Here is a 25,818-nt window from a genome sequence, read left to right on the forward strand (position 1 = left end):
TAAAACAAGAGGTAAACGCGGAAATTCGTTAAGGATACAAAGCCAGCAATTCAGCCTGCTTGCGTCAAATTTGACGAAAATTTCCCGATGCCAATTCAAGACTTCGCTAACCACAGGAGACAAAGGCGATACGCCGATCGTTTCATTTCCTTGGCCAGGAGGCGCATTCGGGGCCCTTCAAAATCCGAAAGTCTTCCGTTGCGGCACCGCTTTTGTTTTGCCGGGAGCTGGATTAGCTTACGTTTGCGTAAGCGGCAGACCGGCGAGGCGGAGCATCCGGCCGGACATCTAAAGGGAGGAAGACATGTTTCGAAGAGTGAGCCTGGCCCTTGCGGCCACATTGATCATGGCCGGTGCGGCCTGGGCCGATCCGATCGAGGGCAATTGGAAGACGCAGGCCGGCGACACCGCAGCCATCGCTGGCGGCGGCTCGTTTTCCATCACGCTCAAGTCCGGCAAATATGCCGGCAAGACCATCGGCTCGCTCAAGGCGACGGGCGACAACAAATATGCCGGCAACATCACCGATCCGGCAAACGACAAGACCTATTCGGGCAAGGCGACATTGTCGGGCACCTCTCTCAAGATGAGCGGCTGCGTGCTCGGCGGGCTGATCTGCAAGAGCCAGACCTGGCACAAGCTCTGATCGAGCGCATCTTCCGACCTGATGACGGGGCCCCGACGGGCCCCGTTTTCGTTTTGTCGACACATCCTGCGCCGGTGATGCTCGATGGAGGCCGGGGGCTATCCAACCGACGCCGGCGCCGTCGAAACCCCGTCAATCATCTTGAACCGCAGATGAACGCCGCCATCAGAGCCGGTTCAGTTGCATCAGGGCATTCTCCGGCGTGTTGAAGGAGACCGACCCAATGCTTGCTCGCCGCTTCACCATCGTCTGCCTGCTGGTGAGCCTGTTTGGAATGTTCTTCGCCATCCTCGTCGCTGAAGCGGGCCGTCCGACCCGCGCCTGGGACGAAGCCAGTTCCAGAACCTGCCGCCTCGCCTGCCCCACCCATCTTCGCAACTGAACAAAGAAACCAAGACCTCGAAAAGAAAAGCTGAACGCCATGAACCGCATCGCCGCCAACGCTCTCAAGACCCTTCGGCTTCTGCCGCGGGCGGCGCTTATCCTGACGGTTCTGGCCGCTCCGGTTCTGGCCGTGCCGATGATGCGCGCTGACGCCGGCTCGACGATCGACGCACCGGCCCTGAAGAAGTCCGGCGTCGGCTTTGTGCTTCTGGTCAGCCTGCAGCGCGGTTGAAGAAAAACGGCGCTTTGACCGCCTTCGGTCGCGACACCCCTCCCAAGTGCCGATCCAAGTCTCTATATTGAGCCATGGAAAAGCGAATCTACCCACAAGCCATCGAATCTGTCGTCATGCCGGAGCCTTTTGGCCGGCAAAGCTTTGATAGCGCCGAGAAGGCCGTCAAGGCACTGCAGGCGCTTTACGATCGCAACACCAGGTTCCTGCGCGACTCCTTCGCAGAGCTGGCGGCAGCAGGCGGTGATAATGGCAAGCGCTACCGGGCCTTCTATCCGGAGATCGGCGTCACCACCAACTCGTTCACCCAGATCGACTCGCGCCAGGCCTATGGGCATATGCCGACGCCTGGGCATTTTTCCACCACCATCACCCAGCCGGGCCTGTTCGAAAACTACCTCGTCGAGCAGTTGCGCCTGATCATGCGCAATCATGGGGTTGCGGTCACGGTGTCGGAATCGACCACACCCATCCCGCTGCATTTCGCCTTCCTTGAAGGCACCCATGTCGACGGCGCGACGGCAGAGCGTATCAAGCGGCCGATCCGCGACCTGTTCGACGTGCCCGATCTCGATGGCACCGACGACCAGATCGCCAACGGCACCTTCGAAGTCGCCTTCGGCGAGCCAAGGCCTCTGGCGCCCTTCACGGCGCAGCGCATCGACTATTCGCTGCACCGGCTGTCGCACTATACGGCAACCACGCCGCAGCATTTCCAGAACTTCGTGCTGTTCACCAACTATCAGTTCTACATCGACGAATTCGTCGCCCGCGCCCGCGACCTGATGGCCAATGGCGGCGGCGGATACACGGAGTTCGTCGAGCCGGGAAATGTCATCACCAAGCGCGGGCAGAGCGCGCCCAGCGAAGGCGTTGCACCGCCGCGCTTGCCGCAGATGCCGGCCTATCACCTGAAGAAATCGGGACATGGCGGCATCACCATGGTCAATATCGGCGTCGGGCCTTCCAACGCCAAGACCATCACTGACCATATTGCGGTGCTGAGGCCGCATGCCTGGGTGATGCTCGGTCACTGCGCCGGCCTGCGCAATACGCAGGCGCTTGGCGACTATGTGCTGGCGCATGCCTATGTGCGCGAGGACCACGTGCTGGACGACGATCTTCCGGTCTGGGTGCCGATCCCGCCGCTGGCCGAGATCCAGGTGGCGTTGCAGGAAGCCGTCGCCGAAGTCACCGGCCTTTCGGGCTACGACCTGAAGCGCATCATGCGCACCGGCACCGTTGCCACCATCGACAATCGCAACTGGGAACTGCGCGACCAGCGTGGGCCGGTACAGCGTCTGTCGCAATCTCGCGCCATCGCACTCGACATGGAATCGGCGACCATCGCCGCCAATGGCTTCCGCTTCCGTGTTCCCTACGGCACGCTGCTGTGCGTTTCGGACAAACCGCTGCATGGCGAGTTGAAGCTGCCCGGCATGGCGACCGAATTCTACAAGCGCCAGGTGGCGCAGCACCTGACCATCGGCATCAGGGCTATGGAGAAGCTCGCGGAAATGCCGATGGAACGGCTGCATTCGCGCAAGCTCAGAAGTTTTTCGGAAACGGCGTTCCAGTAGGCCGGTTCCACGCATCGCATGGGCGTTTCGCCATCTTGATTGAGCCGCATTTCTGCCGATAAGCAGGCGGCATGGAGAAAGCGGGCTTCGGGACATTGCTGATTTCGGTTGCATTCCTGGCAATGCTGGCCTGTTCGATCGCGCTGGTGGCCGGGTTTTTCGGAACGCTGCATCCCGCCTTCGATTCCTTCTCGCATTTCCGCGTCCATCTTGCCGTGCTGATGGCGCTTTGCGCACTGCCGCTGCTGGCCACGACATTTCGACTGCAAGCGGCCGTGGCACTGCTTTTTGCCGTGGCGGCCTTCGCCACCACTTCCGGCTCGCTGTCCTTCTCCCGCCTGTGGCCGGTTCAGGCCGCCTATGAAGCCAAGAACGAAGACCGCGCGATCTACAAGCTGCTGCAGATGAACCTGCGCTACGACAATCCAACGCCGAAGAAGGTGCTGTCGCTGATCGGCCGGACCAATCCCGACGTGATCACCCTCGACGAGGTGTCGGCGATGTGGGCGACCGAGCTTGGCTATATCAGCAGCGCATATCCATACCGGATCCTCTGTCCTTACCCTAACAAGATATTCGGCGTCGCGCTGCTCTCGCGGCGGCCCTTTGCCGCCGGCACCGAGGCGCGTTGCGAAAGGCGTGGTGCCATGGCGACAGCGACCGTCGACTTCGGCGGCATCGACGTCGATGTCGCCGCGATCCATCTCAGCTGGCCCTGGCCACGCGAGCAGTACTGGCAGATCGGCGAGTTGACGGAGCCGCTTTCCGCGCTCGGCGAGACGGCCATCATGGCGGGCGACTGCAATGCCGCCCCGTGGAGTGCCGCAGTGCGGCGGGTCGCGGCGCTTGGCGGGCTGACCGTCATGCCTTCCGCCGGCCCGACCTGGATCCACATCAGGCTGCCGGATTTCCTGCGGCGCTTCGCCGGCCTGCCGATCGACCAGGTTTTCAGCAAGGGCGGCGTGACGATCCATTCGGCGACACGGCTGGAAGACACCGGCTCGGATCACCTTCCGGTCATGGTGGAGTTCTCTCTCAGGCTGAACCAGCAAAAGCCGCTCGATGAACATGAAACCGCGACCGCGGCCATTGTCCAGACGGGCAAGACGCCAGGCTGAAGGATCAGGGCCTGACCAAAGCGATGACGAGATGCTGGACATGGCCGCCGTCGCGATGCTCGCGCGCATCGAAAGCGAGCTGCTTGGCCTCATATGCGGCATTGGTGGCCTTGATGCGTCGCTGTGCCTCGCGACGTGTCTTGTAGCAGGACCGGTCGTCGGCAATCCTGAGGCCGGAGATGGATCTTTCCGTGGCCCGCATCATCTCCCTGGCGATGCGGCCATGGGTTTCCTCATGGGCGCGGACGCCGGCGAAGAACCGCGTCCAGCGCTTCCGGAGCGTCGGGGTGGTGGCCGAGGCGACACGCGGAAACGTGTAGAAGAGATTGAGCGTGCCGTTGGCACGCCGCAAGCGGCAGACGCCATTGTCCTGGCTGGTGTCGAGGTCCCAATCCACAGCGTAGCCGGTCAGCGCGATGGCATGCGTCATGAAGCCGTGCTTCGGCCCCTTGCGGTCCATAGCCTGGACTAGTGCCAGCCCCGTGTTCCCGGTGATGTCGTAGGTCCGCGTCTTGACCACCACCCTGGTGCCGGCCGGGGCCGCCGAAGCCAAACCGAACAGCGCACCGATCGCCACAAGGCATGCCAGAACCGCCAGGCGCATTGGCCATCTCCTTATCGTCAAGGAATGGAACCATAAGCGCGCGGCAGTTTCAACAGTTCTAATGTTCCACATGCCACGGGAGACCCCGAGCCATCGTCGGGACCTTTGCACGCCGCGGCCGGCGCGGGCCTACATGCCTTGATAGACCGGGCCTTCTCCGCCTTGCGGCGGCACCCAGTTGATGTTCTGGTTCGGGTCCTTGATGTCGCATGTCTTGCAGTGGACGCAGTTCTGCGCGTTGATGACGAAGCGCACATCCTTGGCCGTGGGATCGGCGGCGGCGTTGCCGTCTTTGTCGACCCACTCGTAAACCCCGGCCGGACAATAGCGCGTCGAGGGGCCCGCAAAGACATCGTGCTCGGAACGCTTCTGCAGCTCCATGTCGCCGACAAGCAGGTGGACCGGCTCGTTTTCCTCGTGATTGGTGTTGGACAGGAACACCGAGGACAGCCTGTCGAAGGTCAGCACGCCATCGGGCTTCGGATAGGCGATCTTCTTGTGCCGGGCGGCAGGCTCGAGCGTTGCGTAGTCGGCCTTGCCATGCTTCAGCGTGCCGAAGGGCGAGACACCGAACAGCGCGTTCAGCCACATGTCGAGGCCGCCAAGGCCGACACCGACGATGGTGCCGAAGCGCGACCACAGCGGCTTGACGTTGCGCACCTTCTTCAGATCCTTGCCGATGTCGGTCGCGCGCCAGGCTTCCTCGTAGGACGCGAGTTCGTCGTTGGCGCGCCCGGCGCCGATCGCCTCGGCGACATGCTCGGCCGCCAGCATGCCGGACAGCACGGCATTGTGCGAACCCTTGATGCGCGGCACGTTGACGAAGCCCGCGGCACAGCCCATCAGCGCACCGCCGGGGAAGGACAATTTCGGCACCGACTGCCAGCCGCCCTCGGTGATGGCGCGCGCGCCATAGCCCAGCCGCTTGCCGCCTTCGAACGTAGCCGCGATCGCCGGATGGGTCTTGAAGCGCTGGAATTCCTCGAACGGCGACAGCCAGGGATTCTTGTAATTGAGGTGGAGGACGAAGCCGACCGCCACCTGGTTGTCCTCGAGATGGTAGAGGAACGAGCCGCCGCCGGTCTTCAAGTCAAGCGGCCAGCCGAAGGAATGCTGGACCAGCCCCGGCCGGTGGTTCTCCGGCTTGACCTGCCAGAGTTCCTTAAGGCCGATGCCGTATTTGCCCGGTTCGCGGCCATCGGAAAGCTTGTATCTGGCGATCAGCTGCTTGGCGAGCGAGCCGCGAGCGCCCTCCCCGATCAGCACATATTTGCCCATCAGCGCCATGCCGGGTGCGAAACCCGGGCCGTGCGTTCCGTCCTTCTCGACGCCCATGTCGCCGGTAACGACACCGGTGACGGCGCCTTGCTCATTGTAGAGCAGGCCGGCAGCGGCAAAGCCCGGATAGATCTCGACGCCGAGCGCTTCGGCCTTGCTCGCCAGCCAGCGGCAGACATTGCCCAGCGAAACGATGTAGTTGCCGTGATTGTTCATCAGCGGCGGCATGAAAATGTTGGGCAGACGGAACGAGCCGGCAGGACCAAGGACCAGGAAATGGTCCGCGGTGACCGGCGTCTTGAAGGGATGGCCGTCCTCGTCGCGCCAGCCCGGCAAGAGCCGGTCGATGCCGATCGGATCGACGACGGCGCCGGAGAGAATATGGGCGCCGACCTCACCGCCCTTCTCCAGGACGACGACCGAAAGCTCGGGATTGACCTGCTTGAGGCGGATGGCGGCGGCGAGGCCCGCCGGCCCGGCACCGACGATAACCACGTCGAATTCCATGCTTTCGCGTTCGATGTCGCTCATCAACCCCTCCGCACTGGCTTATCCCATTCGGGTATCTTGCTGGCTCCCGCGCTGCATAGCGCATCAATTGACGACAGGAAACCGGCGCATACGTGACAATGCCGTTTTGGCCAAAAAGTCGCGCATTGCGAGGCTGGAAGACTGCTTTTCGCCCGCCATTGCCTGCGAGGCGCGCGTTTTTAATTGTTCGACGGCTTGCTTATCGGCCATACTTCACGCCATGCGCTTTCCTGGGCCAGCCGGCTTTTCATCGACGCGCTTTCTTTTCCCGCCCGGCCGGATCCGCCGGGCGCTCCTTTTGGCCCTTCTGATGCTGGCGCCGCATCACGCTGCCGCCGACGAAGTGAAGGTCTGGGCGGCGGGCGCCTACTCCTTCTCCGACGAGCTTGGCGGCTTCCACATCACCGGCGCCTCGGGCATCGGCACAAAGGACGATCCGTTCGTCATCACCGAAGAGCTGACTTCGTCAACGCCGGTGACGCTGACGATCCGCACGACAAAGCCGATCCAGGCCTTCGGCAAGGCCGGCGAATTCGCCAACGGCATGATGTATATGCGCATCGAGGTGCTCAACAACAGCGGCCAGGCCTGGGTCGAATTCCAGTTCGAATTGCAGGAGATCCTGAACCAGCCAAGCGTGTTCGGCGACGGGCTTTCCTTCGACCAGCGCAACAAGACGCCGGACAATATCCGGTCGAGCAATTTCGCCGATTTCGATCGCGATTTCGAACCCTATGACCGGCTGCTGTTCAGGAATGGCAAGGTCGACCCGCTGAAAACCGCCAGCTTCGAATTCCTGATGACCGACTACACGCCCAGATGGACCTTCTACCTGGTGCAGGATCCGCGCATACCAACGGGCTGACACGATAGGAATTTTTTCTTGACTCGGTGAGCTCAGCTATGGTACATTTTTGCCTATGGTGCTGAGTTGCGCCAGTGACCCGCCGCACAGGCGGGTTTTTCGTTTGATGCTCCGTCAGCCAACGCGCCGGCGAGAGGCTCCGAAGGAACCCAAGCTGCCAGCCTTGCAAATTGCCGCCACGCGGACGAATGTGAATCGATGACTGCCGCTTCCCCAACCAACAGACCTGATATCGCCGACCTGCTGGCGTTTTACGCCAGCGTGGGCGTCGACGAGGCGCTCGAAGAGCAGCCGGTGAACCGGTTCGCCGAGGTTGCGCCAAAGCCGATGGAGCGCGCGCCGATCGCAGCGCCTTCGGGTGGCACCGCCGCACCGCTGCGCTCGACGACCGTGTCCCGCGGCGAAGCCGGGGACAGAGCAAATGCACCACCCGTTGCGCGGTCGCCGTCTGCGACGACTGCGGTTCCCGACGAAGCGCAGGCGGCACTTGCCCGCCAATTGGCGACCACAGCAACGACGCTGGACGAGCTTCGCCAGCATATGGCGGCGTTCGAGGGCTGCAATCTCAAGGCCACCGCCAAGAACCTGGTGTTTGCCGACGGCAACCCGGAAGCCGCCGTCATGCTGGTCGGCGAGGCGCCCGGCCGCGACGAGGACATCGAGGGCCTGCCCTTCGTCGGCCGCTCGGGCCGGCTGCTCGACCGCATGCTGGCCGCGATCGGGCTCGACCGCACTTCAGCCTATATCGCCAATGTCATTCCCTGGCGGCCGCCGGGCAATCGCACGCCGACGCCGCACGAAACCGAGATCTGCCGGCCGTTCATCGAACGGCAGATCGAGCTGGTCAATCCCAAGGTGCTGATCAACCTTGGCGGCCCGTCGGCCAAGACCTTGCTCAACACCTCGGAAGGCATATTGCGGCTGCGCGGCAATTGGCGCGTTCACACGACGGCATCCGGCATCGCCATCCCGGCCATGCCGACGCTGCATCCGGCCTATCTCCTGCGAACCCCGTCGCATAAGAAGCTGGCGTGGCGGGATTTCCTCGAAGTGAAGGCAAAGCTGCGAGCGCTCACCTAGCGATAACCTTGCAGGTAATTGAAATGCCGTCCTCACCAGCCTAGCCATCCACTCATGACAACAGCCCAAACCTCCGCCGGCAGCCTCATTCGCGAATGGCGCACGCGCCGGCGCATGTCGCAGCTCGACCTCGCCATGGAGGCCGAAATCTCGCAGCGGCATCTGAGCTTCGTCGAAAGCGGCCGCGCCGCGCCCTCGCGCGACATGGTGCTGCATCTGGCCGAGCAATTGTCGATCCCGCTGAGGCAACGCAACCAGTTGCTGCTCGCCGCCGGCTTTGCTCCCAGTTTCGGCGAACGCTCGCTGACCGACACGACAATGGCACCGGCGATGGCGGCGGTCGAAATCGTGCTCAAAGGCCACGAGCCGTTCCCGGCACTCGCTGTCGACCGCCACTGGAACCTGGTTTCGGCCAACGCCGCCATCGCTCCCTTCCTTGCCGATGTCAGCGAGGCTTCGCTGCTGACGCCGCCGGTCAACGTGCTTCGCCTCAGCCTGCATCCCGGCGGCATCGCGCCACGCATCGTCAATCTTCAGGAATGGCGCACGCATCTGCTCGAGCGCCTGAAACACCAGAATGACGCGAGCGGCGACGCGGTGCTGATCGAACTCGAGCGTGAACTGAGGACTTATCCGTCCGGCCTGAGGAGCAACCGGCCGTCGCCGGTCGAGCCGAACGCCATCGTGCACCCGCTCAGGCTGGCGCATGGCGATCAGGTGCTGTCGTTTATCAGCACCATCACGGTGTTCGGCACGCCGCTCGACGTGACGCTTTCGGAACTGGCGATCGAATCGTTTTTCCCCGCCGATGAACAGACGAGGACGGTGCTGGTTCGGTTGGCGAAGGAGCGAGCCGAGCTGTCGTAATCACCCTTCAGGCAAAGATGCCTTGCGCGTGCGGGTGCGCTCCAGGCCGAGCTGGCGTTCGCGCCAGATGATGAAGATGCCGGCGGCGACGACGATCAGGCCGCCGACAAGCATATGGAGCGTGGCGACGTCGCCGAAGACGAGATAGCCGACGACGAGGCCTAGGATCATCGAGGTGTATTCGAACGGCGCCACGACCGAGGCTTCGGCATGGCGATAGGCCGCCGTCATCAGGATCTGGCCAAGGCCGCCGCAGAAGCCGGCGGCAACAAGAAGGGCCGCCTGGAGCGGCGTCAGCGCCTGCCAGCCGAATGGCAGCGACAGCAGCGACATGCCGCTCGCCGTCACCGAAAACCACAGCACGATGGTCGCCGTGCGCTCGCTTTGCACGAGATTGCGCACCAAGAGCATGGCGACGGCCGAGATCGCTGCCGCGACAAGAGCGGCCATGACGCCAAGCACTCCCTGGTCGTCGAGCGCCTCGTCGGAACTCAGCAGCGTCAGTTCCGGCCAGGAGATGATCAGCACGCCGACCAGGCCGACCGCGACCGCACTCCAGCGATACACACGGATGGCCTCGCCGAGGAAGATGGAGCTGAACACCACCACCAGCAGCGGCTGCGCGTAGTTCAGCGTGATCGCTTCGGGCAGCGGCAGCCGGGTCAACGCGAAAAAGCCGAGCCCCATGGCGCAGACGCCGACCAGGCCGCGGGCGATGTGGTTGAACGGACGCTTGGTGGTGAAGGCAGTGCCGAGTTCTTTCCTGAAGGCCAGGAAGGCGATGATCGGGAAGATGGCGAAGAAAGAGCGGAAGAAGACAATCTGGCCGGCCGGAACGGTGCCTGCGGCTTTGATGCAGGTCTGCATGCCGACGAAGACCGCCACCGACACGATCTTGAGCATGATGCCGGTAAGCGTGTCGTGCCCGCCGGCATCATCGCTGGCTGTGGCCGAGGGGCTGCCGGGGCCTGCTGTCACGCTCCCGACGCTTCTCGGATCGTCGCCCAGATACGCGCCGGCGTTGCCGGCATGTCGATGTGCTTGACGCCATAAGCGCGCCAGAGCGCGTCGGTCACCGCATTGAGTGCCGCCGGGGTCGAGCCGATGGTGCCGGCCTCGCCCGCGCCCTTGATGCCGAGTGCATTGGTCGTCGACGGCACGTTGCGGGTCTCGAAATGGAAGAACGGGAAATTGTCGGCGCGCGGCATGGCGTAATCCATGAAGCTCGCCGTCAAAAGCTGTCCGTCCTCGCCGTAGATAGTGTCCTCGGTCAGTGCCTGGCCGATGCCTTGCACGACGCCGCCATGCACCTGGCCGGCGAGCAGGATCGGGTTCACGGTGACGCCGAAATCGTCGACGATGGTGTAGCGGACAATCTCGGTCGCACCGGTGTCGGGATCGATCTCGACCTCGCAGATGTGGGTGCCGTTGGGATAGGTGCATTCGTCCTGCACGAACTCGCCAAAGCCCTTGAGGTCGTCAGGCGTCTTGGCGGCCTTGGCGATGCTGGAAAAATCGAGCGAGCGATCGGTGCCGACGATCCGGGCAACACCATCGGACAGCTCGATGTCGCCGGCAGAAGCCTCCAGTTCGTCGGCGGCGATGCGCTTGATCTTGTTGGCCAGATCCTCGCCCGCACGGGAAGCCGACACACCCCCCAGCGGAATGGAGCGCGAGCCGCCGGTGCCGCCGCCGGCCTTCAATTCATCGGTATCGCCCTGGCGGACATGGATCTTGTCGATGTCGAGATTGAGCTTTTCCGACAGGAACTGCGCATAGGCGGTGGCGTGTCCCTGTCCGTTGGTCTGGGTGCCGATCTTCAGCGTCACCGTGCCGTCGCCATTGAGTTCGACGAAGGCCGGCTCCGAGCCCGGAAAGGCACAGGCCTCGATATAGGTCGCCATGCCGAGACCGCGGATTTTTCCGCCGGCCTTCGACTGCGCCAGCCGCTCCGGAAACGCTTTCCATTCGGATTGCTCAATGGCGCGCTCCATATGGCCTTCGAATTCACCGGTGTCGTAGAGGCGGCCGGTTTGCGTCCGGTAGGGAAATTGCTCCGGCCGGATGAAATTGCGGCGGCGGATCTCCTCGACGGGCAGGCCGAGATCGTGGGCGCAGGCATCGACCAGTTTTTCCAGCAGGAAGGCTGCTTCCGGCCGGCCGGCACCGCGATAGGCATCGACCGGGCAGGTGTTGGTGTAGAGGCCGGTCACCGAGACGTCGAGTGCCTGGATATCGTAGACACCGGTCGACATGGTGACGCCGATATAGGGGATGAACGGACCATATTGCGAGATATAGGCGCCGATGTTGGCGAGCAGGTCCACCTTCATGCCGAGAAAGCGGCCGTCCTTGTCCAGCGCCATCTCGGCCGTGACGAAATTGTCGCGGCCTTGCGCGTCGGTCAGAAAGTGTTCCGTGCGGTCGCCGGCCCACTTCACCGGGCGGCCAAGCCGCTTCGCCGCTTCCAGCACCAGCGGATATTCGCGGTAGACGAAGCTCTTGGGCCCGAAACCACCGCCGACATCTGGCGTGATGACGCGCAACTGGCCCTTCTTGACCTTGAACACGCTGGCCAGGATATACTGCATGGAGTGCACGCCTTGCGACCCGGTGGTCAGCACGAAGCGCTTCTCCTCGGCGTTCCATTCGCCGATCGCGGAGCGCGGCTCCATGTAGTTGCAGACCAGCCGGTTGTTGACGAACTCGATGCGGGTGACGTGTGCGGCCTTGGCGAAAGCCGCTTCGGTCTTTTTCCTGTCGCCCATGTGGTAGCTGAAGGCGCGGTTGGAACCGAGCTCCGGCCAGACCAGCGGCGTGCCTTCGGCAAGTGCATTTGCGGTCCCGGAGGCTGCGTCTTCGCCGTCATAGTCGACATCGATCAGTTCAGCGGCATCCTGCGCCAAGGCACGGCTGTCGGCGACGACGAAGGCAACGGCATCGCCGACATAGTTGACGCGGTCGCGGCACAGGATCGGGATGTCGCGCGTCGGCGCCTTGGTGCCGTCCGGCTGTTCCTGCATGACGCCGGATTTCAGATCGCCGAGATGGGCAAGGTCCTTGCCGGTCAGTACCAGACGGACGCCAGGTGCGGCCTTCGCCGCCTCGGTCGAACCGATGGTGAAGCTGGCCTTGGCGACCGGCGAACGCAGGACATAGCCATGCAGGACGCCAGCCGGCTGGATGTCGTCGGTATAACGACCCTGGCCCTGGATGAAGGCGGCATCCTCGCGCCGCAGCACGGATGCGCCCATGCCGAATTTCGGTGTGACGACGGTCATGGATGCCTCGTGATGATGACAGGAGAACGAACGCCTGAAATAGGCATTGCCTCAGTTTTGTCGAGGGGCCGTTTCGTGTAAAGAGCGCGGACTTCAAATTTCTTGGACCAGCGGACACAATCCGCCGCCAACGCAATCGACAGGAAAACCCACGGAATGCGCACGGACACCGGCCAGGTCTTCAAGCTCGAAGACTATCGCCCCAACGACTACCTCATTCCGCAAACCGACCTCACCTTCCGCCTTTCGCCAGACGCAACGCGTGTCACCGCCGTGCTCACGATAGAGCGCCGTGACGGCGTCTCCCTGTCGGCACCGTTGGTGCTCGACGGCGACGGGCTGACGCTCAAGCGCATCGAGATCGACGGCAAGAAGGTAAAACCGGCGGATCTGCTGGCGACGCCCGACCAGTTGACCATCCTCGAGCCACCGGTGGCGCGGCGCTTCCAGTTGCTCATCGAGACCGAGGTGGCGCCGGCGGGCAACGAAGCCCTGATGGGCCTCTACCGCTCGAGCCACGTCTACTGCACGCAATGCGAAGCCGAGGGCTTTCGCCGCATCACCTATTTCCTCGACCGTCCCGATATCCTGTCCGTCTACACCGTGCGCATGGAGGCAATGCGCGGCGAGGCGCCGCTGCTCCTGTCCAACGGCAACCCGCTCGAAAAGGGCGACCTCGGCGACGGCTGGCATTATGCCGTGTGGCACGACCCTTTCCCCAAGCCGTCCTATCTGTTCGCATTGGTAGCCGGCAATCTCGGCCGGCTCGCGGACAGTTTCGTCACCCTGTCCGGCCGCACGGTCGAGCTCGGCATCTATGTCGAGCCCGGCAAGGAGACGCTGGCCGGCTATGCGATGGACGCCCTGAAGCGGTCGATGAAATGGGACGAGGAGGCGTTCGGCCGCGAATACGATCTCGACGTCTTCAACATCGTCGCCGTGTCGGACTTCAACATGGGCGCGATGGAGAACAAGGGCCTCAACATCTTCAACGACAAATATGTGCTGGCCGACCGGGAGACCGCGACGGACGCCGATTTCGCCAATATCGAGGCGATCATAGCGCATGAGTATTTCCACAATTGGACAGGCAACAGAATCACTTGCCGCGACTGGTTCCAGCTCTGCCTGAAGGAAGGCCTGACCGTTTTTCGCGACCACGAATTCTCTGCCGACCAGCGCTCGCGCGCGGTCAAGCGCATCGCCGAAGTGCGGACCTTGCGCGCCCACCAGTTTCCAGAGGACCAGGGCCCACTGGCGCATCCGGTGCGGCCGCGCCGCTACCGCGAGATCAACAATTTCTACACCGCGACGGTCTACGAGAAGGGCTCCGAAGTGGTGCGCATGATCCGCACAATTCTCGGTGCCGACGTGTTTCGCGCCGGCATGGACCTCTATTTCGAGCGGCACGACGGTGACGCGGCGACGATCGAGGATTTCATCAAGGTGTTCGAGGATGCGTCCGGCCGCGACCTGTCGCAGTTCGCGCTCTGGTATCATCAGGCGGGAACGCCGAACCTGACGATCAGTTCGACGCACAATCCAGCCGCGCAGGAGTTCACGCTCGAAATCGAGCAGTCGGTGCCGCCGACACCCTCCGAAAGCCGCAAGCGGCTGATGCACATCCCGCTCGCTTTCGGGCTGATCGGCGCCGGCGGCAAGCCTGTGCCGTATAGCAGCGTCGAGGGCGCCAGCGTCGAGGACGGCGTCATCCATATCCGCAAGCGCCGCCACATGGTGCGGTTTTCAGGCGTCACCGAGCGCCCGGCCGTGTCGCTCAACCGCGGCTTTTCGGCGCCGGTGACATTGTCCGTCGAGCAGAAAGCCGACGACCAGTTCTTCCTTGCCCGCCATGACAGCGACGCCTTCTCGCGCTGGCAGGCTTTCAACACATTGCTGACCGATGCGCTGATATCAGCGTTCCGCGAGATCCTCGGCGGCAAGCAGCCGGCCTTTGCGCCGCGGCTGACCGAGCTCGCCGGCAGCATTGCCGGCGACGAGACGCTGGAGCCGGCCTATCGGGCATTGGCGCTGGCCCTGCCCGGCGAAGCCGACATTGCCCGCGACATCGGCAGGAACATCGACCCCGATGCCATCTATGCGGCTCGCCAGGCACTGGCGCTGGCGATCGGCACTGCGAACCGGGACGTTTTTTCGGGCCTCTACCTCAGCCTTGCCGACAGAGAAGCGTTCAGCCCCGACGCCGCAAGCGCCGGACGACGCGCCTTGCGCAACACCCTGCTGGATTATCTGTCGCTGCAGCCGGGCGGAGCGGAACTCGCTGCCGGGCATTTCCAGTCCGCGACCAACATGACCGACCGCGCGGCAGCACTTGCCGTGCTCGCGCATCGTCACCACGGTTCGCCCGAGGCGGTCGAGGCGCTGGCGGCTTTCGAGACGACCTACGGGTCCGACCCGCTGATCATGGACAAATGGTTCCAGATCCAGGCCAGCGTACCGGGGCCGCAAACCGTCGACACCGTGAAGGCCTTGACCAACCACCCGGCCTTCTCGATGGGCAATCCGAACCGGGTGCGCTCGCTGATCGGCACCTTCTCCAGCGCCAATCAGACCGGCTTCCACCGGGCCGACGGCGAAGGCTACTGGTTCTTTGCTCAAACCGTCCTCGAGGTTGAAAAGCGCAACCCGCAAGTGGCGGCAAGGCTGGCGACGGCGCTCAGATCCTGGCGTTCGCTCGAACCCTTGCGGCAGGCGAAGGCCAGGGAAGCGCTGCTCTCGATCGCCGGCGCCGAAAACCTGTCGGCGGATCTGCGGGATATTGTCGAGCGCACGCTGGCTTAGCCGCTCTCTTCCTTCTCCCCTTGTTGTGGCAGAAGGGAGATCCGTGCACGCCGCCAAGCTGGTGAATTTCAACCAGGACCTGCCAGCAGCGGCTTCCGTTAGGCGCTGCGCCAGCGAAAGCCCATTATTTTAGTCGATTTTTAATCTTTTTTCGCCGGACCACTGGACAAGGCGAATCACCTTTGATTCTTTACTGACGATTCGGAAGTGCGGCGTTTGCCGGATCACCAAGCAGCATAGGCAAATTCGGGGAGTGCCATTTATGGCGAAGGCGGACGCGTGGGGCGCGCCCGGAGGGACGGTTTTTGCGCATCGTGAGACGCGCGGCGACGGTCTTGCCGGGAATACGCGACTCATCGCCGAACCGGCCTACCGGCGGCTTCTGGCCGCCGAGCCGCTGCTGCGCCGATCAATACCCGTCCTCATCATCACCTTCCTGATCGTCATCGCGGCGCTGCGCGTGCTGTCGCTGATGAACGAGCGCGAAGATGTCGAGCGCAATGCCAAGGCGATCCTGACGCTGGCGGCGGGCCAGCTGGCCAGTTCGCTCGCCACCACCTCGGAAACGGTGCCCGGCGCCATACAGGATTTGCTGGAGACCACCAGCCGTCAGGGCGCGATGGGCCGCAGCCATGTGCTTGTCATCACCGACAGCGCTTTCAAGATCGTCGCGGTGACGCCACGCTCGATGCCATGGCAGGGCCATTCGCTGGACGGCCTCGTCGAGGGCGGCCAGCCCTTGTTCATGTTCGGCGATCGTGCCGGCGTCATGGACGTCAACATCGACGGACGGGATTGGTACGCCGCGGTCAGCCTCGCGAATGGCGGAAAGGGTGCATCGGCGGCCCTGGTGCCACAGGACGCGGTTTTCGATGCCTGGCGCAAGACCGTTTCGCTGAACGTCACCCTGTTCGTGCTGACGGCCGGTGTGCTGATCGTCATCCTCTATGCCTATTTCGGCCAGGCGGCACGTGCGCAGGCGGCCGACCGCATCTACCTCGAAGCGCATCAGCGCATCGACATGGCGCTGGTTCGCGGCCGCTGCGGCCTGTGGGACTGGGACATGGTGCGCGGCAAGATGTACTGGTCGCGCTCGATGTACGACATGCTCGGCTACAAGCCTTGCGAAACGATGCTGTCCTTCGGCGAGGTCGATCAGATCATCCATCCCGAGGACGGCGACCTGTTCGAGCTCGCCAACAGAATCGTCGCACGCGAGATCGATCACATCGATCAGGTGTTCCGCATGCGCCATGCCGATGGCCAATGGGTCTGGATGCGCGCACGGGCACAGGTCATCGATCCGGAAGCGCCGGAGATCCAGCTGATCGGCATCGCCGTCGACGTCACCGAACAGCGTCATCTGGCGCTGCGTTCCGAGGCTGCCGACCTTCGCCTCAGAACGGCAATCGAGAACATCAACGAATCCTTCGTGCTGTGGGATTCGACGCAGCGCCTGATCATGTGCAATTCCAAATACCAGCAGGACAACGGGCTTTCGGACCGCGACGTGATGCCGGGCACCGCGCGCGCGGCGCTGGAAGAACGCATGCTGGCCTTTGCTTCCGAAAGGCGGCTTGCCCACACCAGCGGCCTGCAGGGCGGCGCCACTTTCGAGCGGCAGTTGGCCGATGGCCGCTGGCTGCAGGTCAACGAACTGAAGACCCGGGACGGCGGCATCGTCTCGGTCGGTTCCGACATCACCCAGATCAAGCTGCACCAGGAGAAGCTGGTCGACAGTGAGCGACGGCTGATGGCAACGATCCATGATCTCAGCCTCGCGCGGCGGGCCGAAGAGGAGCGTTCGCGCGAACTGGTCGACCTCAACCGCAAATACATGAAGGAAACCGAACGGGCCGAAGCGGCGAACCGGGCCAAATCCGAATTCCTGGCCAACATGTCGCATGAGTTGCGCACGCCGCTGAACGCCATCATCGGCTTCTCCGAACTGATGGAACAAGGGCTGTTCGGCCCGCTCGGATCGGAGCGCTACGAGGAATATGCCACCGACATCAACAGCAGCGGCAAGTACCTGCTGGGCGTCATCAACGATATTCTCGACATGTCCAAGATCGAGGCCGGCCAGTTCTCTCTGGACCGGGAAGAGATCGACCTCGGCCCGCTGATCAGCGAAACCGTACGCGTCGTTTCGCTGCAGGCGGCGCAAAAGGCCATCACCGTGGAAACGCGCATTGCCGATGCGCTGACGCTGGTCGCCGATCGCCGTGCGATCAAGCAGATCGTCATCAACCTTTTGTCCAATGCGGTGAAGTTCACCGGCCAGGGCGGCCACATATCGGTCAGGGCCCGCAACACATCCGGCGCGCTGGTGCTGACGATCGAGGACAATGGCTGCGGTATCCCCAAGGAGGCGCTCGGAAAGCTCGGACGGCCGTTCGAACAGGTGCAGAACCAGTTCTCCAAGAGCCATGCCGGGTCCGGCCTTGGCCTTGCCATCTCACGTTCGCTGGCCGAGCTTCAGGGCGGCGCGCTGAAGATCCGGTCGAGCGAAGGTGTCGGCACTATCGTGTCGGTGCGCATTCCGGTGAAGAGGACCGTGCTGGCCGTCAAGGTTGCAGCGTGAAGTTTTTATCACCATCCCAGGCCTGATCCACCTCGTGGACGCGAGGTGAAACGCTTTGACAAAGTTATCTATTTTATCTATTTTGGATAAAAAGAAAGGCCTTGTCATGCGAGTGACTTCAACGGAATTCCAGCAGAATGTCGGGCGTTTTCAGGATGCTGCCCAGCGTGCGCCGGTCGCAATCACAAAGAATGGCCGGACCCACACGGTACTCCTGTCGGCGGCGATGTTCGAGGTCTTGGTCAAGGGACGGGTCGCCCGTCCTGTGGAAGAGCTGGACGACGAGACGCTTAACGCCATCGCCGAAAGCGCCGTATCGAGCGAATATGCCGGGCTTGATGCAATGCTCAAAGACTGGACACCGTGAGCCTGCCCAAACCTATCCCGGGTCTGGTGATTTCCTATTCTTACCTCTGGGTGAGAGAACACGAAAAGGGTGCCGAAGAAGGTCGCAAAAACCGACCATGCGCCATTGTCGCCGCGCGGTCGTGGAGGGCCGTGAAGTCATAACGGTCGTTCCGGTCACACACTCGCCACCAGCTGATCCCGCCGATGCAGTAGAAATACCTGCGCCCCTCAAAGCCTATCTCGGCCTCGATGACACGCCATCATGGATCGTCGTCACCGAAACCAATCATTCCCTCTGGCCGGGTCCCGATCTCAGGCCTATCGCGGGGAGCAAACCGTCCCGATTCGACTATGGCATGCTGCCGCCGCGTTTCTATGCCTATCTGCGCGACCGGATTTTGCAGTCTCACGCAAGCCGGGCGCTGCAGCAGATTCGGCGAACAGAGTGGCTGCATGAGACTGGAGGACCACGAAACGTCCCCGATTCCAAGGGACGATCGCTTCCCGGTCATCCCGCACGAAGCAAAAGGTCGAAATCCTTCCTGACCTTCTGCGACGTCTCCTTGAGATGTGCTTCGAGCACACCGAAATCCGGCAGGTCGGTCACCGCCAGAAGCAGATCCGAAAGCCCCGGCGGAACGTCGTCGCGCTCGAAGGCTCCGGTAAGGCACAGCCGCGTCATCTGGGTCAGCGCCAGATAGAGCGCATAGGCGTCGAAAAGCTCCTGCCTCGCCCCGGCATTGGCGAAGCCCGGTGACAGGCGCGAAAGGATTTCGGCGGTACCGGTAACGCGCGGCCCGGCGCCTACCTGCCCGGTGATGACAGCGACTTGGGCGATGAATTCGAGATCGATCAGGCCGCCGGGGATCAGCTTGATGTCCCACAGGTCGCGCGGCGGCTTTTCCTTCTCGATCATAGCGCGCATCTCCGAGGCCTCGGCCATCACCTTGGCGGCGTCGCGCGGCTGACCAAGCACCGCCGCCACTTCCGCTTCAACCTCGCCGCACAGGCTGGCGTCACCGGCAATGGCGCGGGCGCGTGCCAACGCCATGTGCTCCCAGGTCCAGGCCTCCTGGCGCTGGTATTTCTTGAAGGCATCGATATGGGTCGCCACAGGACCCTTGTTTCCGGATGGCCGCAGGCGCAGGTCGAGTTCGTAGAGCACGCCCTCCGCCGTCGGCGCCGACACGGCCGCGATCAGCCGCTGCGTCATGCGGGTGTAGTAATGCGAAGGCGCCAGCGGCTTGTCGCCATCGGACTCCTCGGCGTCCGGCGCGTGGTCGTAAAGCAGGATCAGGTCGACATCCGATCCGGCGGTCAGCTCGCGGCTGCCGAGCTTGCCCATGCCGAGCAGCGCAACCACGCCGCCGGCAATGGTGCCGTGGCGCGCCGCGAATTCGGCCGTCACCGCCTGCAACGCAGCCTCGATGGTGAGATCCGCCAGATCGGAAAAGGCGCGGCCGGCGCGCGCCGGATCGATCGAGCCGGCGAGCAGCCGGACACCGATCAGGAATTTCTGCTCGGAAGCAAAAATGCGCAGCCGGTCGAGCACGTCCTCATAAAGCCGGTCGCCCTCGACAAAGGCGGAAAGCCGTGCCGACAGATAGGCGCGGTCCGGTAGCTCCGTCAGCAAGGCCGGGTCGAGCAGACCATCGAAGACATGCGGCCGGCGGGTGATGATCGCCGCCAGCCGGGGCGCCGCACCCATGATCGTTGCCAGGAGCTTCAGCAGGGCCGGATTGGACTGCAGTAGGGAAAACAGTTGGATGCCGGCCGGCAGGCCGGCGAGAAATTCGTCGAAGCGCATCAGCGCTTCGTCGGCCCGGCGCGTCTGGCCGAAGGAGCGCAGCAGAGCCGGCGTCAATTCCGTCAGCCGCTCGCGCGCCTCCGCCGACTGGGTGACGCGATAGCGACCGAAATGCCAGCCTCGGATGACGCGGCAGATGTCGCTTGGCCGCTGGAAGCCGAGGCCGTGCAAGGTCTGCAGCGTATCGGGATCGTCGACATCGCCGGTGAAGACGAGATTGCCGATGCCTGTCGAAAGTTCCGGTGCTGTTTCGAACAGTGCCGCGTAGTGGCGTTCGACCTGCTGCAGCGAGGCGCGAAACGCCTGGGAAAAGGCAGGAGCATCGGCAAAGGCGAGCATGCGGGCGATGCGCTCCAAGCCTTCATCATCTTCCGGCAGCGTGTGGGTCTGCTCGTCGGCAACCATCTGCACGGCATGTTCGACGCGGCGCAGGAACCAGTACTGGCGGGCGAGCGCATCGCGCGCCTCGATGGTGATCCAGCCGCGTGTCGCAAGCTCGCCGAGCATCGGCACGGTCTCGCGGCCACGCAATTCAGGGAAGCGTCCGCCGGCGATAAGCTGCTGGGTCTGGACGAAGAACTCGATCTCGCGAATGCCGCCGCGGCCGAGCTTGACGTTGTGGCCCTTGACCGCGATCTCACCATGGCCCTTGTGGGCGTGGATCTGTCGCTTGATCGAATGGACGTCGGCAATCGCCGCGTAGTCCATGTATTTGCGCCAGATATAGGGCTGCAACTCCTTGAGGAAGGCCGCACCCGCGGCCAGATCGCCTGCCACCGGGCGTGCCTTGATCATCGCGGCGCGCTCCCAGTTCTGGCCGCGCGCCTCATAGTAGCGCAGTGCCGCCTCGACCGGGATCGCCAGCGGTGTCGAACCGGGGTCGGGGCGCAGCCTCAGATCGGTGCGGAAGACATATCCGTGCTCGGTGCGGTCCTGCAGGATGCGCACCAGGCGGCGCGTCAGCCGCGAAAACAATTCGGTGGCGTCGAGCGGGTCGACGACCGCCGGTGCTTCCGGATCGAAGAAAACCACCAGATCGATGTCCGAGGAAAAATTCAGCTCATGTGCCCCGAGCTTGCCCATGCCGAGCAGGATCCAACCCGACTGTTTCGACGGGTTGTCGACATCCGGCAGTTTGAGTTTGCCCTGGCCGTGCGCGTCGCGCAGCAGGAAGTCGACGGCGGCACGGGTACAGGCGTCAGCGAGGTCGCTCAACCGCCGGACCGTCAGCGCCGTTTCGGCCTCGCCGGCAAGATCGGCCAGCGCGATGAGGAAATGCGCCTCCGCCTTCCACTGGCGCAGCTCCATCATTAGGCCGGATTCCGAAAGGGTCTCCGCCAAATGCGCCAGGTCTATGGCGGCGCCGATCGCTTTCAGCCGAGCCTCGATTGTCTGCTCGAACAGCCCGTCCAGGATTTGCGGCCGGCGACGTGCCGTATCGCGCAGGAACGGCGACAGATCGAAGACGGCGGCGAGGAAATCCTGGCCCTCCCCTTTGCCGGCCAGAAACTTGGCCAGCCGCGTCAGCCCTTCTTCGCGTGCGGCGGACGCGATCTCGGCCAGTTCCAGCCGCGCACGGTCCTCGTCCAGCGGAACAAGCCTGGCCGCCGGCTTCAGCAGCCAATCTTTCGCTCTCGCAGTCGTGCTCATCAGTGATCCTCCCGAACCGGGAAACTCATGACCACGGATAGTCCAGGATTGCCAGGCAAGAGTTCAAGCCGGCCATTGTGGAATGTCATGACCGCCTTGGCGAGGCTGAGGCCAAGACCGGAACCCGGTTGCGAACGGCTCTTCTCCAGCCGCACGAAACGTTCCGTGGCACGCGCGCGGTCGCCATCGTCGGGAATGCCGTGGCCATTGTCGGCAACCGACAGGCGAACGTCCGCACCGGTTCGCTCGAGCGTGACGCGCACCGCCGGCTGGGCATTGGCGCCGGTGGAATATTTGATGGCGTTGTCGACGATGTTCGACAGCGCCTGACCGATCAGTTCGCGGTTGCCGTTGACGGACACCGCCTCGTGCGCGTCTGCTTCCAGCGACACGCCCGCCTCTTCCGCCACCGGCTCATAGAGCTCGACGACATCGCGTACGGCTTCCGCAAGATCGACGCGGTTCGTATTTTCAGACGAGTAGCCAGCCTCCAGCCGGGAGATCATCAGGATGGCGTTGAAGGTTTTTATCAACTGGTCCGACTCGGCGATGGTGCCTTCCAGCGCCTGCCGGTAGTCGGTGGGCTTTTGCTTGCCCGAAAGCGTCGCTTCGGCCCGGTTGCGCAGCCGGGTCAGCGGCGTCTTCAGATCATGCGCGATGTTGTCGGAAACCTGCTTCAAGCCTTCGTTCAGCGTGGCGATCCTGGCCAGCATGGCATTGAGATTTTCGGAGAGCCGGTCGAACTCGTCGCCAACCCCCGTCACCGGCAGCCTGCCCGACAGATCGCCGCCCATGATGCGACGGCTGGCTTCCGACACGCTGTCGATGCGCTTCAGCGCAGCGCGGCCGACAAAAAACCAGATCAGCAATCCGCCCAGCCCCATCATGCCGAGCGCCAGCATCAGCGCACGGCGGATGACCGCACGAAACCGTTCCGGCTCGCCAAGGTCGCGGCCGACCAGCATGATCATCTGGTTCGGCAGCCGCAGCACCAGCGCAATGGCGTTGTGGCCTTTTTCGCCCTGCGCCTGCGCATCGTTCTGCTCGGATTGGGTGGTGGTACCCTGCTCGGCGGGAAGGTTGCGCAGGCGCTCGAGCTCTCCCTCGCCAAAGCGCTGATAAGAGAACGGACTGCTGGTCCAGCCTTCGGTTTCGAGAACACCAGGTTCGAGGCTCTGCACGTTGCCGGTCAGGATCTGGCCGTTGGCGTCGGCGATCAGGTAAAGGTTTGCGCCGGGCTGGCGCGAGCGCGCTTCGACCACGCGGACCAGTACCGGCAGGCCGCCGCGCTGATAGGCGCGGGCAAGGCCGAGCACTTCGTCATTGATGGTCTCCTGCGTCTGCGCGGTCAGCATTCGCGCCGACAGCGAGGTCATGTAGAAGACGAGCGCCACCGCGCAGAGCGCGAAGAGCAGGAAGTAGAGCGCCGAAAGCCGCGCTGCCGTCGTCTTCATGATGGCTGGCACGGAAAGAGCCATGCCGCAGCTAACCACTCTTCAGCATATAGCCGGCGCCGCGAACCGTATGCAGGATGGGCTTGTCGAAGCCCTTCTCGATCTTGCCACGCAGCCGGGAGACATGGACGTCGATGACATTGGTCTGCGGATCGAAATGGTAGTCCCAGACATTTTCCAGCAGCATGGTGCGCGTCACCACCTGGCCGGCATGCCGCATCAGATATTCGAGCAAGCGGAACTCACGCGGCTGCAGCGTTATCTCGCGTGACGCACGGCGGACCGAATGCGACAGCCTGTCGAGTTCGAGATCGCCGACGCGGTAGACGGTTTCCGCTTCCTTGGCACTGGCGCGCCGGTTCAGCACCTCGACGCGGGCGAGAAGCTCGGAGAAGGCATAGGGCTTTGTCAGGTAATCGTCGCCGCCGGCGCGCAAACCCGTGACCCGGTCATCGACCTCGCCGAGCGCCGACAGGATCAGCACCGGCGTCGTGTTGCCCCTGGACCTGAGACCGGCAATGACCGACAGGCCGTCGCGACGCGGCATCATCCGGTCGATCACCATCACGTCGTAGTCGCCGGCGTCGGCGAGCGCAAAGCCGGTTTCGCCGTCACCGGCGACATGCGCGGTGTGACCGGCCTCGGCAAAGGCTTTCTGCAAGTAATCCGCAGCCTCGCGATCGTCTTCTATGACGAGAATCTTCATAGGGCTGTTATACGCGATTTCGCCGGAAGGTTGAGTGGCAGACATCTGCATTGTGGCCTTTGCCAAAGCGCATCGCGACCGAGATCGCTCGAAGCAGTGCGCGATAAAGCTGCTCGCTGCCGATGTCGTTGGCATCGGATCGTTGAAGCGCTTTTGAAATTGTGCGGCAGCGGGCGATGGGAAGCCCGCTGCCGCCGGGGGAAGGCGCGATGACTGACTAACGCGCGCTCCTCCATGCTTTCCCGTACGGCGGCTCGGGGGTGTTGAACCGGCCCACTGGAAAAGTCCAACTTGCCGCCGGAACGCCCTCACCCGCCTCGGAAGGCCGAGAGAACGCTCCGGAGCCGACCTCAGCCCTTGGCGACGGGCAGCGCGACGAAACGATTGGTGTCGTCGCGGGTGATCTGCATCAGCACTGCCTTGCGGCCGGATTTGACCGCTTCGGTCATCGCCTTGGTGACGTCCTCGGTGCCGTTCACTTCGGTCGAATTGACCGATGTGATGACGTCGCCCGGCTGGATGCCGCGATCGGCGGCATCGCTGTCGGGATCGACGTCGGTCACCACCAGCCCCTTGCCGTTTTCGGACTTGGTGACGGTCAGGCCGAGATCGGCCAGCGTGTCGGGCTTTGCCGGAGCGGCAGGCTGCGACTGGTCGACAGAGGCCTGCTTGTCGCTCGAGGGCAGTTTGCCGAGATCGACCTTGACCGTCTGGCTCTTGCCGTCGCGCCACACGGTGACGTCAACCGACTTGCCAGGCGAGTAGGCGCCGATCAGCCGTGCCAGTTCCTTCGGCGAAGCGACGTCCTTGCCGTTGACCTGGGTGATCACGTCACCGGCCGTGATGCCCGCCTTCTTGCCGGGACCATCGTCCTGGGCACTGGAAACCAGTGCGCCGTTGTTGGACTTCAGACCAAGCGACTCAGCGATGTCGGAGGTGACCGGCTGGATTTCGACACCGAGCCAGCCGCGCTGAACGGAACCGCTCTTCATCAGGTCCTGAACGACCTGCTTGGCGGTCGAAGCGGGAATGTCGAAGGCGATGCCGACGCTGCCGCCGGACGGCGAGAAGATCGCGGTGTTGATGCCGACGACCTGGCCGTTGAGGTTGAAGGTCGGGCCGCCCGAATTGCCGCGGTTGACCGATGCGTCGATCTGGATGAAGTCGTCATAAGGGCCAGCGCCGATGTCGCGGCCGCGGGCGGAGACGATGCCGGCGGTGACGGTGCCACCAAGGCCGAACGGATTGCCGACGGCCACCACCCAGTCGCCGACGCGAACCTTGGAGTCATCGGCGAAGTCGACATAGGTAAACTTGCCGACGCCATCGACCTTGAGCACGGCGAGATCGGTGCGCGGGTCGGTGCCGATCAGCTTGGCATCGAGTTCCTTGCCGTCATTCATCACCACGGTGAAGGCCGAGCCTTCCGACACGACGTGGTTGTTGGTGACGAGATAGCCGTCATCCGAGATGAAGAAGCCGGACCCTTGTGCAACCGGCCGCGGCTGGTCGTTGTTGCGGTCGCGATGGCTGAAGCGCCTGTTGCCGCCACCCTGGCCGTCCTGATCACCAAAGCCGCGGAATTCCTTGAAGAAGCGGCGCAGTTGCGGATTGTTGGGCAGGTTGTTCATGCCATCCTGATCGTCGGACGGGTCGGAGCCGTCATCGGCGGCCGGGCTGATCCTGGCCTTGACCTTGACGCTGACAACAGCGGGAGAAACCCGCTCGACGACATCGGCGAAGCCCGGTACCTGCGGCGCCTCGACACGCACGGCATCGGCCAGAACAGGGCTGGTTCCGCTGGTCAGCGCACCGACGCCGATCGCACCGGCCACGGCGACAGACGCGACGGCAGCCATGAGACGCTTGCGGGTGACGGAATATGAACGGGGGGCAATATTCATGGATCTCGTATCCTCTTTCCAAATGGACGCTGCTGATGGGCATCCTCAAGCAAGAGAATTAGAGTGGCGCACATTACAGCGCCATTTCCGACACATG

Annotated in this window: 20 protein-coding genes; 11 read left to right on the forward strand and 9 right to left on the reverse strand. The window is 63.3% G+C overall.

Annotated features, from left to right (window positions below):
- Positions 1–304 precede the first annotated feature (304 nt).
- From AC0L2D_RS29340 to AC0L2D_RS29360, 5 genes are all read left to right on the forward strand, one after another.
- The gene (locus tag AC0L2D_RS29340) at positions 305–646 is read left to right on the forward strand and encodes a DUF2147 domain-containing protein (protein ID WP_013532615.1); all 342 of its coding nucleotides are present in this window, start codon (positions 305–307) and stop codon (positions 644–646) included.
- Between the two features lie 223 nt (positions 647–869).
- On the forward strand, positions 870–1,028 hold the full coding sequence (locus AC0L2D_RS29345) for a hypothetical protein (protein WP_473543667.1): 159 nt from the start codon (positions 870–872) through the stop codon (positions 1,026–1,028).
- Positions 1,029–1,067: 39 nt separating this feature from the next.
- Positions 1,068–1,262, forward strand: coding sequence for a hypothetical protein (locus AC0L2D_RS29350; protein ID WP_024505272.1), 195 nt, complete (start codon positions 1,068–1,070; stop codon positions 1,260–1,262).
- A 116-nt stretch (positions 1,263–1,378) separates the two neighbouring features.
- The gene (locus AC0L2D_RS29355; RefSeq protein WP_473543669.1) at positions 1,379–2,842 is read left to right on the forward strand and encodes an AMP nucleosidase; all 1,464 of its coding nucleotides are present in this window, start codon (positions 1,379–1,381) and stop codon (positions 2,840–2,842) included.
- A gap of 71 nt (positions 2,843–2,913) precedes the next feature.
- Entirely contained in the window at positions 2,914–3,960 is a 1,047-nt protein-coding gene (locus AC0L2D_RS29360; RefSeq protein ID WP_063171749.1) for an endonuclease/exonuclease/phosphatase family protein, read from the forward strand.
- A 4-nt stretch (positions 3,961–3,964) separates the two neighbouring features.
- Here AC0L2D_RS29360 and AC0L2D_RS29365 read toward each other — a convergent pair whose 3' ends face one another.
- From AC0L2D_RS29365 to AC0L2D_RS29375, 3 genes are all read right to left on the reverse strand, one after another.
- A complete protein-coding gene (locus AC0L2D_RS29365; RefSeq protein ID WP_024505275.1) occupies positions 3,965–4,564 on the reverse strand; it encodes a DUF922 domain-containing Zn-dependent protease in 600 nt (199 codons plus the stop codon).
- Positions 4,565–4,693: 129 nt separating this feature from the next.
- Positions 4,694–6,373, reverse strand: coding sequence for an electron transfer flavoprotein-ubiquinone oxidoreductase (locus AC0L2D_RS29370; protein ID WP_473543672.1), 1,680 nt, complete (start codon positions 6,371–6,373; stop codon positions 4,694–4,696).
- A gap of 63 nt (positions 6,374–6,436) precedes the next feature.
- Entirely contained in the window at positions 6,437–6,583 is a 147-nt protein-coding gene (locus AC0L2D_RS29375; RefSeq protein WP_156949323.1) for a hypothetical protein, read from the reverse strand.
- 10 nt (positions 6,584–6,593) lie between these two features.
- Between AC0L2D_RS29375 and AC0L2D_RS29380 the strand changes: the two genes are divergently transcribed.
- The 3 genes from AC0L2D_RS29380 (at position 6,594) to AC0L2D_RS29390 (ending at position 9,185) form a co-directional block, all read left to right on the forward strand.
- The gene (locus AC0L2D_RS29380; protein WP_013532621.1) at positions 6,594–7,238 is read left to right on the forward strand and encodes a hypothetical protein; all 645 of its coding nucleotides are present in this window, start codon (positions 6,594–6,596) and stop codon (positions 7,236–7,238) included.
- 198 nt (positions 7,239–7,436) lie between these two features.
- A complete protein-coding gene (locus AC0L2D_RS29385) occupies positions 7,437–8,318 on the forward strand; it encodes a uracil-DNA glycosylase (protein ID WP_024505277.1) in 882 nt (293 codons plus the stop codon).
- A 54-nt stretch (positions 8,319–8,372) separates the two neighbouring features.
- Positions 8,373–9,185, forward strand: a complete 813-nt coding sequence (locus AC0L2D_RS29390; RefSeq protein WP_063171745.1) for a helix-turn-helix domain-containing protein — start codon at positions 8,373–8,375, stop codon at positions 9,183–9,185.
- On the opposite strand, the gene AC0L2D_RS29395 is transcribed toward AC0L2D_RS29390, so the two are convergent.
- Both AC0L2D_RS29395 and AC0L2D_RS29400 read right to left on the reverse strand, forming a co-directional pair.
- A complete protein-coding gene (locus AC0L2D_RS29395) occupies positions 9,186–10,088 on the reverse strand; it encodes a DMT family transporter (protein WP_473543721.1) in 903 nt (300 codons plus the stop codon).
- Positions 10,089–10,159: 71 nt separating this feature from the next.
- Positions 10,160–12,466: a xanthine dehydrogenase family protein molybdopterin-binding subunit gene (locus tag AC0L2D_RS29400; RefSeq protein ID WP_473543675.1), complete on the reverse strand. Its 2,307-nt coding sequence runs from the start codon at positions 12,464–12,466 to the stop codon at positions 10,160–10,162.
- A gap of 156 nt (positions 12,467–12,622) precedes the next feature.
- Between AC0L2D_RS29400 and pepN the strand changes: the two genes are divergently transcribed.
- The 3 genes from pepN to AC0L2D_RS29415 all read left to right on the forward strand — a co-directional run bounded on the left by pepN (position 12,623) and on the right by AC0L2D_RS29415 (position 18,219).
- Positions 12,623–15,268, forward strand: a complete 2,646-nt coding sequence (gene pepN, locus AC0L2D_RS29405) for an aminopeptidase N (RefSeq protein ID WP_473543677.1) — start codon at positions 12,623–12,625, stop codon at positions 15,266–15,268.
- Between the two features lie 262 nt (positions 15,269–15,530).
- Positions 15,531–17,852 (forward strand): PAS domain-containing sensor histidine kinase, encoded by a 2,322-nt coding sequence (locus tag AC0L2D_RS29410; RefSeq protein ID WP_473543679.1) that lies wholly within the window; start codon positions 15,531–15,533, stop codon positions 17,850–17,852.
- 55 nt (positions 17,853–17,907) lie between these two features.
- Positions 17,908–18,219, forward strand: coding sequence for a type II toxin-antitoxin system prevent-host-death family antitoxin (locus AC0L2D_RS29415; RefSeq protein WP_224674129.1), 312 nt, complete (start codon positions 17,908–17,910; stop codon positions 18,217–18,219).
- A 489-nt stretch (positions 18,220–18,708) separates the two neighbouring features.
- Here the strand turns inward: AC0L2D_RS29415 and AC0L2D_RS29420 are convergent, their stop codons facing one another.
- The 4 genes from AC0L2D_RS29420 to AC0L2D_RS29435 all read right to left on the reverse strand — a co-directional run bounded on the left by AC0L2D_RS29420 (position 18,709) and on the right by AC0L2D_RS29435 (position 25,721).
- Positions 18,709–21,657, reverse strand: a complete 2,949-nt coding sequence (locus AC0L2D_RS29420; protein ID WP_473543682.1) for a bifunctional [glutamine synthetase] adenylyltransferase/[glutamine synthetase]-adenylyl-L-tyrosine phosphorylase — start codon at positions 21,655–21,657, stop codon at positions 18,709–18,711.
- The gene (locus tag AC0L2D_RS29425; RefSeq protein ID WP_013532630.1) at positions 21,657–23,135 is read right to left on the reverse strand and encodes a sensor histidine kinase; all 1,479 of its coding nucleotides are present in this window, start codon (positions 23,133–23,135) and stop codon (positions 21,657–21,659) included. The genes AC0L2D_RS29420 and AC0L2D_RS29425 overlap by 1 nt, the downstream gene beginning before the upstream one ends.
- A 7-nt stretch (positions 23,136–23,142) precedes the next feature.
- Positions 23,143–23,817, reverse strand: coding sequence for a response regulator transcription factor (locus AC0L2D_RS29430; RefSeq protein WP_023812818.1), 675 nt, complete (start codon positions 23,815–23,817; stop codon positions 23,143–23,145).
- Between the two features lie 350 nt (positions 23,818–24,167).
- Entirely contained in the window at positions 24,168–25,721 is a 1,554-nt protein-coding gene (locus AC0L2D_RS29435; protein ID WP_473543685.1) for a Do family serine endopeptidase, read from the reverse strand.
- Positions 25,722–25,818: the final 97 nt, after the last annotated feature.

Source organism: Mesorhizobium sp. WSM4833 (assembly GCF_055811095.1).

Excerpts from the sequence above, each read along its gene's own strand:
- AC0L2D_RS29425 (WP_013532630.1), bottom strand. The coding sequence starts at position 23,135 with ATGGCTCTTTCCGTGCCAGCCATCATGAAGACGACGGCAGCGCGGCTT.
- AC0L2D_RS29385 (WP_024505277.1), top strand. The coding sequence starts at position 7,437 with ATGACTGCCGCTTCCCCAACCAACAGACCTGATATCGCCGACCTGCTG.
- AC0L2D_RS29380 (WP_013532621.1), top strand. The coding sequence starts at position 6,594 with ATGCGCTTTCCTGGGCCAGCCGGCTTTTCATCGACGCGCTTTCTTTTC.
- AC0L2D_RS29340 (WP_013532615.1), top strand. The coding sequence starts at position 305 with ATGTTTCGAAGAGTGAGCCTGGCCCTTGCGGCCACATTGATCATGGCC.
- AC0L2D_RS29430 (WP_023812818.1), bottom strand. The coding sequence starts at position 23,817 with ATGAAGATTCTCGTCATAGAAGACGATCGCGAGGCTGCGGATTACTTG.
- pepN (WP_473543677.1), top strand. The coding sequence starts at position 12,623 with ATGCGCACGGACACCGGCCAGGTCTTCAAGCTCGAAGACTATCGCCCC.
- AC0L2D_RS29360 (WP_063171749.1), top strand. The coding sequence starts at position 2,914 with ATGGAGAAAGCGGGCTTCGGGACATTGCTGATTTCGGTTGCATTCCTG.
- AC0L2D_RS29370 (WP_473543672.1), bottom strand. The coding sequence starts at position 6,373 with ATGAGCGACATCGAACGCGAAAGCATGGAATTCGACGTGGTTATCGTC.
- AC0L2D_RS29420 (WP_473543682.1), bottom strand. The coding sequence starts at position 21,657 with ATGAGCACGACTGCGAGAGCGAAAGATTGGCTGCTGAAGCCGGCGGCC.
- AC0L2D_RS29435 (WP_473543685.1), bottom strand. The coding sequence starts at position 25,721 with ATGAATATTGCCCCCCGTTCATATTCCGTCACCCGCAAGCGTCTCATG.
- AC0L2D_RS29350 (WP_024505272.1), top strand. The coding sequence starts at position 1,068 with ATGAACCGCATCGCCGCCAACGCTCTCAAGACCCTTCGGCTTCTGCCG.
- AC0L2D_RS29400 (WP_473543675.1), bottom strand. The coding sequence starts at position 12,466 with ATGACCGTCGTCACACCGAAATTCGGCATGGGCGCATCCGTGCTGCGG.
- AC0L2D_RS29365 (WP_024505275.1), bottom strand. The coding sequence starts at position 4,564 with ATGCGCCTGGCGGTTCTGGCATGCCTTGTGGCGATCGGTGCGCTGTTC.
- AC0L2D_RS29390 (WP_063171745.1), top strand. The coding sequence starts at position 8,373 with ATGACAACAGCCCAAACCTCCGCCGGCAGCCTCATTCGCGAATGGCGC.
- AC0L2D_RS29410 (WP_473543679.1), top strand. The coding sequence starts at position 15,531 with ATGGCGAAGGCGGACGCGTGGGGCGCGCCCGGAGGGACGGTTTTTGCG.
- AC0L2D_RS29355 (WP_473543669.1), top strand. The coding sequence starts at position 1,379 with ATGCCGGAGCCTTTTGGCCGGCAAAGCTTTGATAGCGCCGAGAAGGCC.
- AC0L2D_RS29395 (WP_473543721.1), bottom strand. The coding sequence starts at position 10,088 with ATGCTCAAGATCGTGTCGGTGGCGGTCTTCGTCGGCATGCAGACCTGC.
- AC0L2D_RS29375 (WP_156949323.1), bottom strand. The coding sequence starts at position 6,583 with ATGGCCGATAAGCAAGCCGTCGAACAATTAAAAACGCGCGCCTCGCAG.
- AC0L2D_RS29345 (WP_473543667.1), top strand. The coding sequence starts at position 870 with ATGCTTGCTCGCCGCTTCACCATCGTCTGCCTGCTGGTGAGCCTGTTT.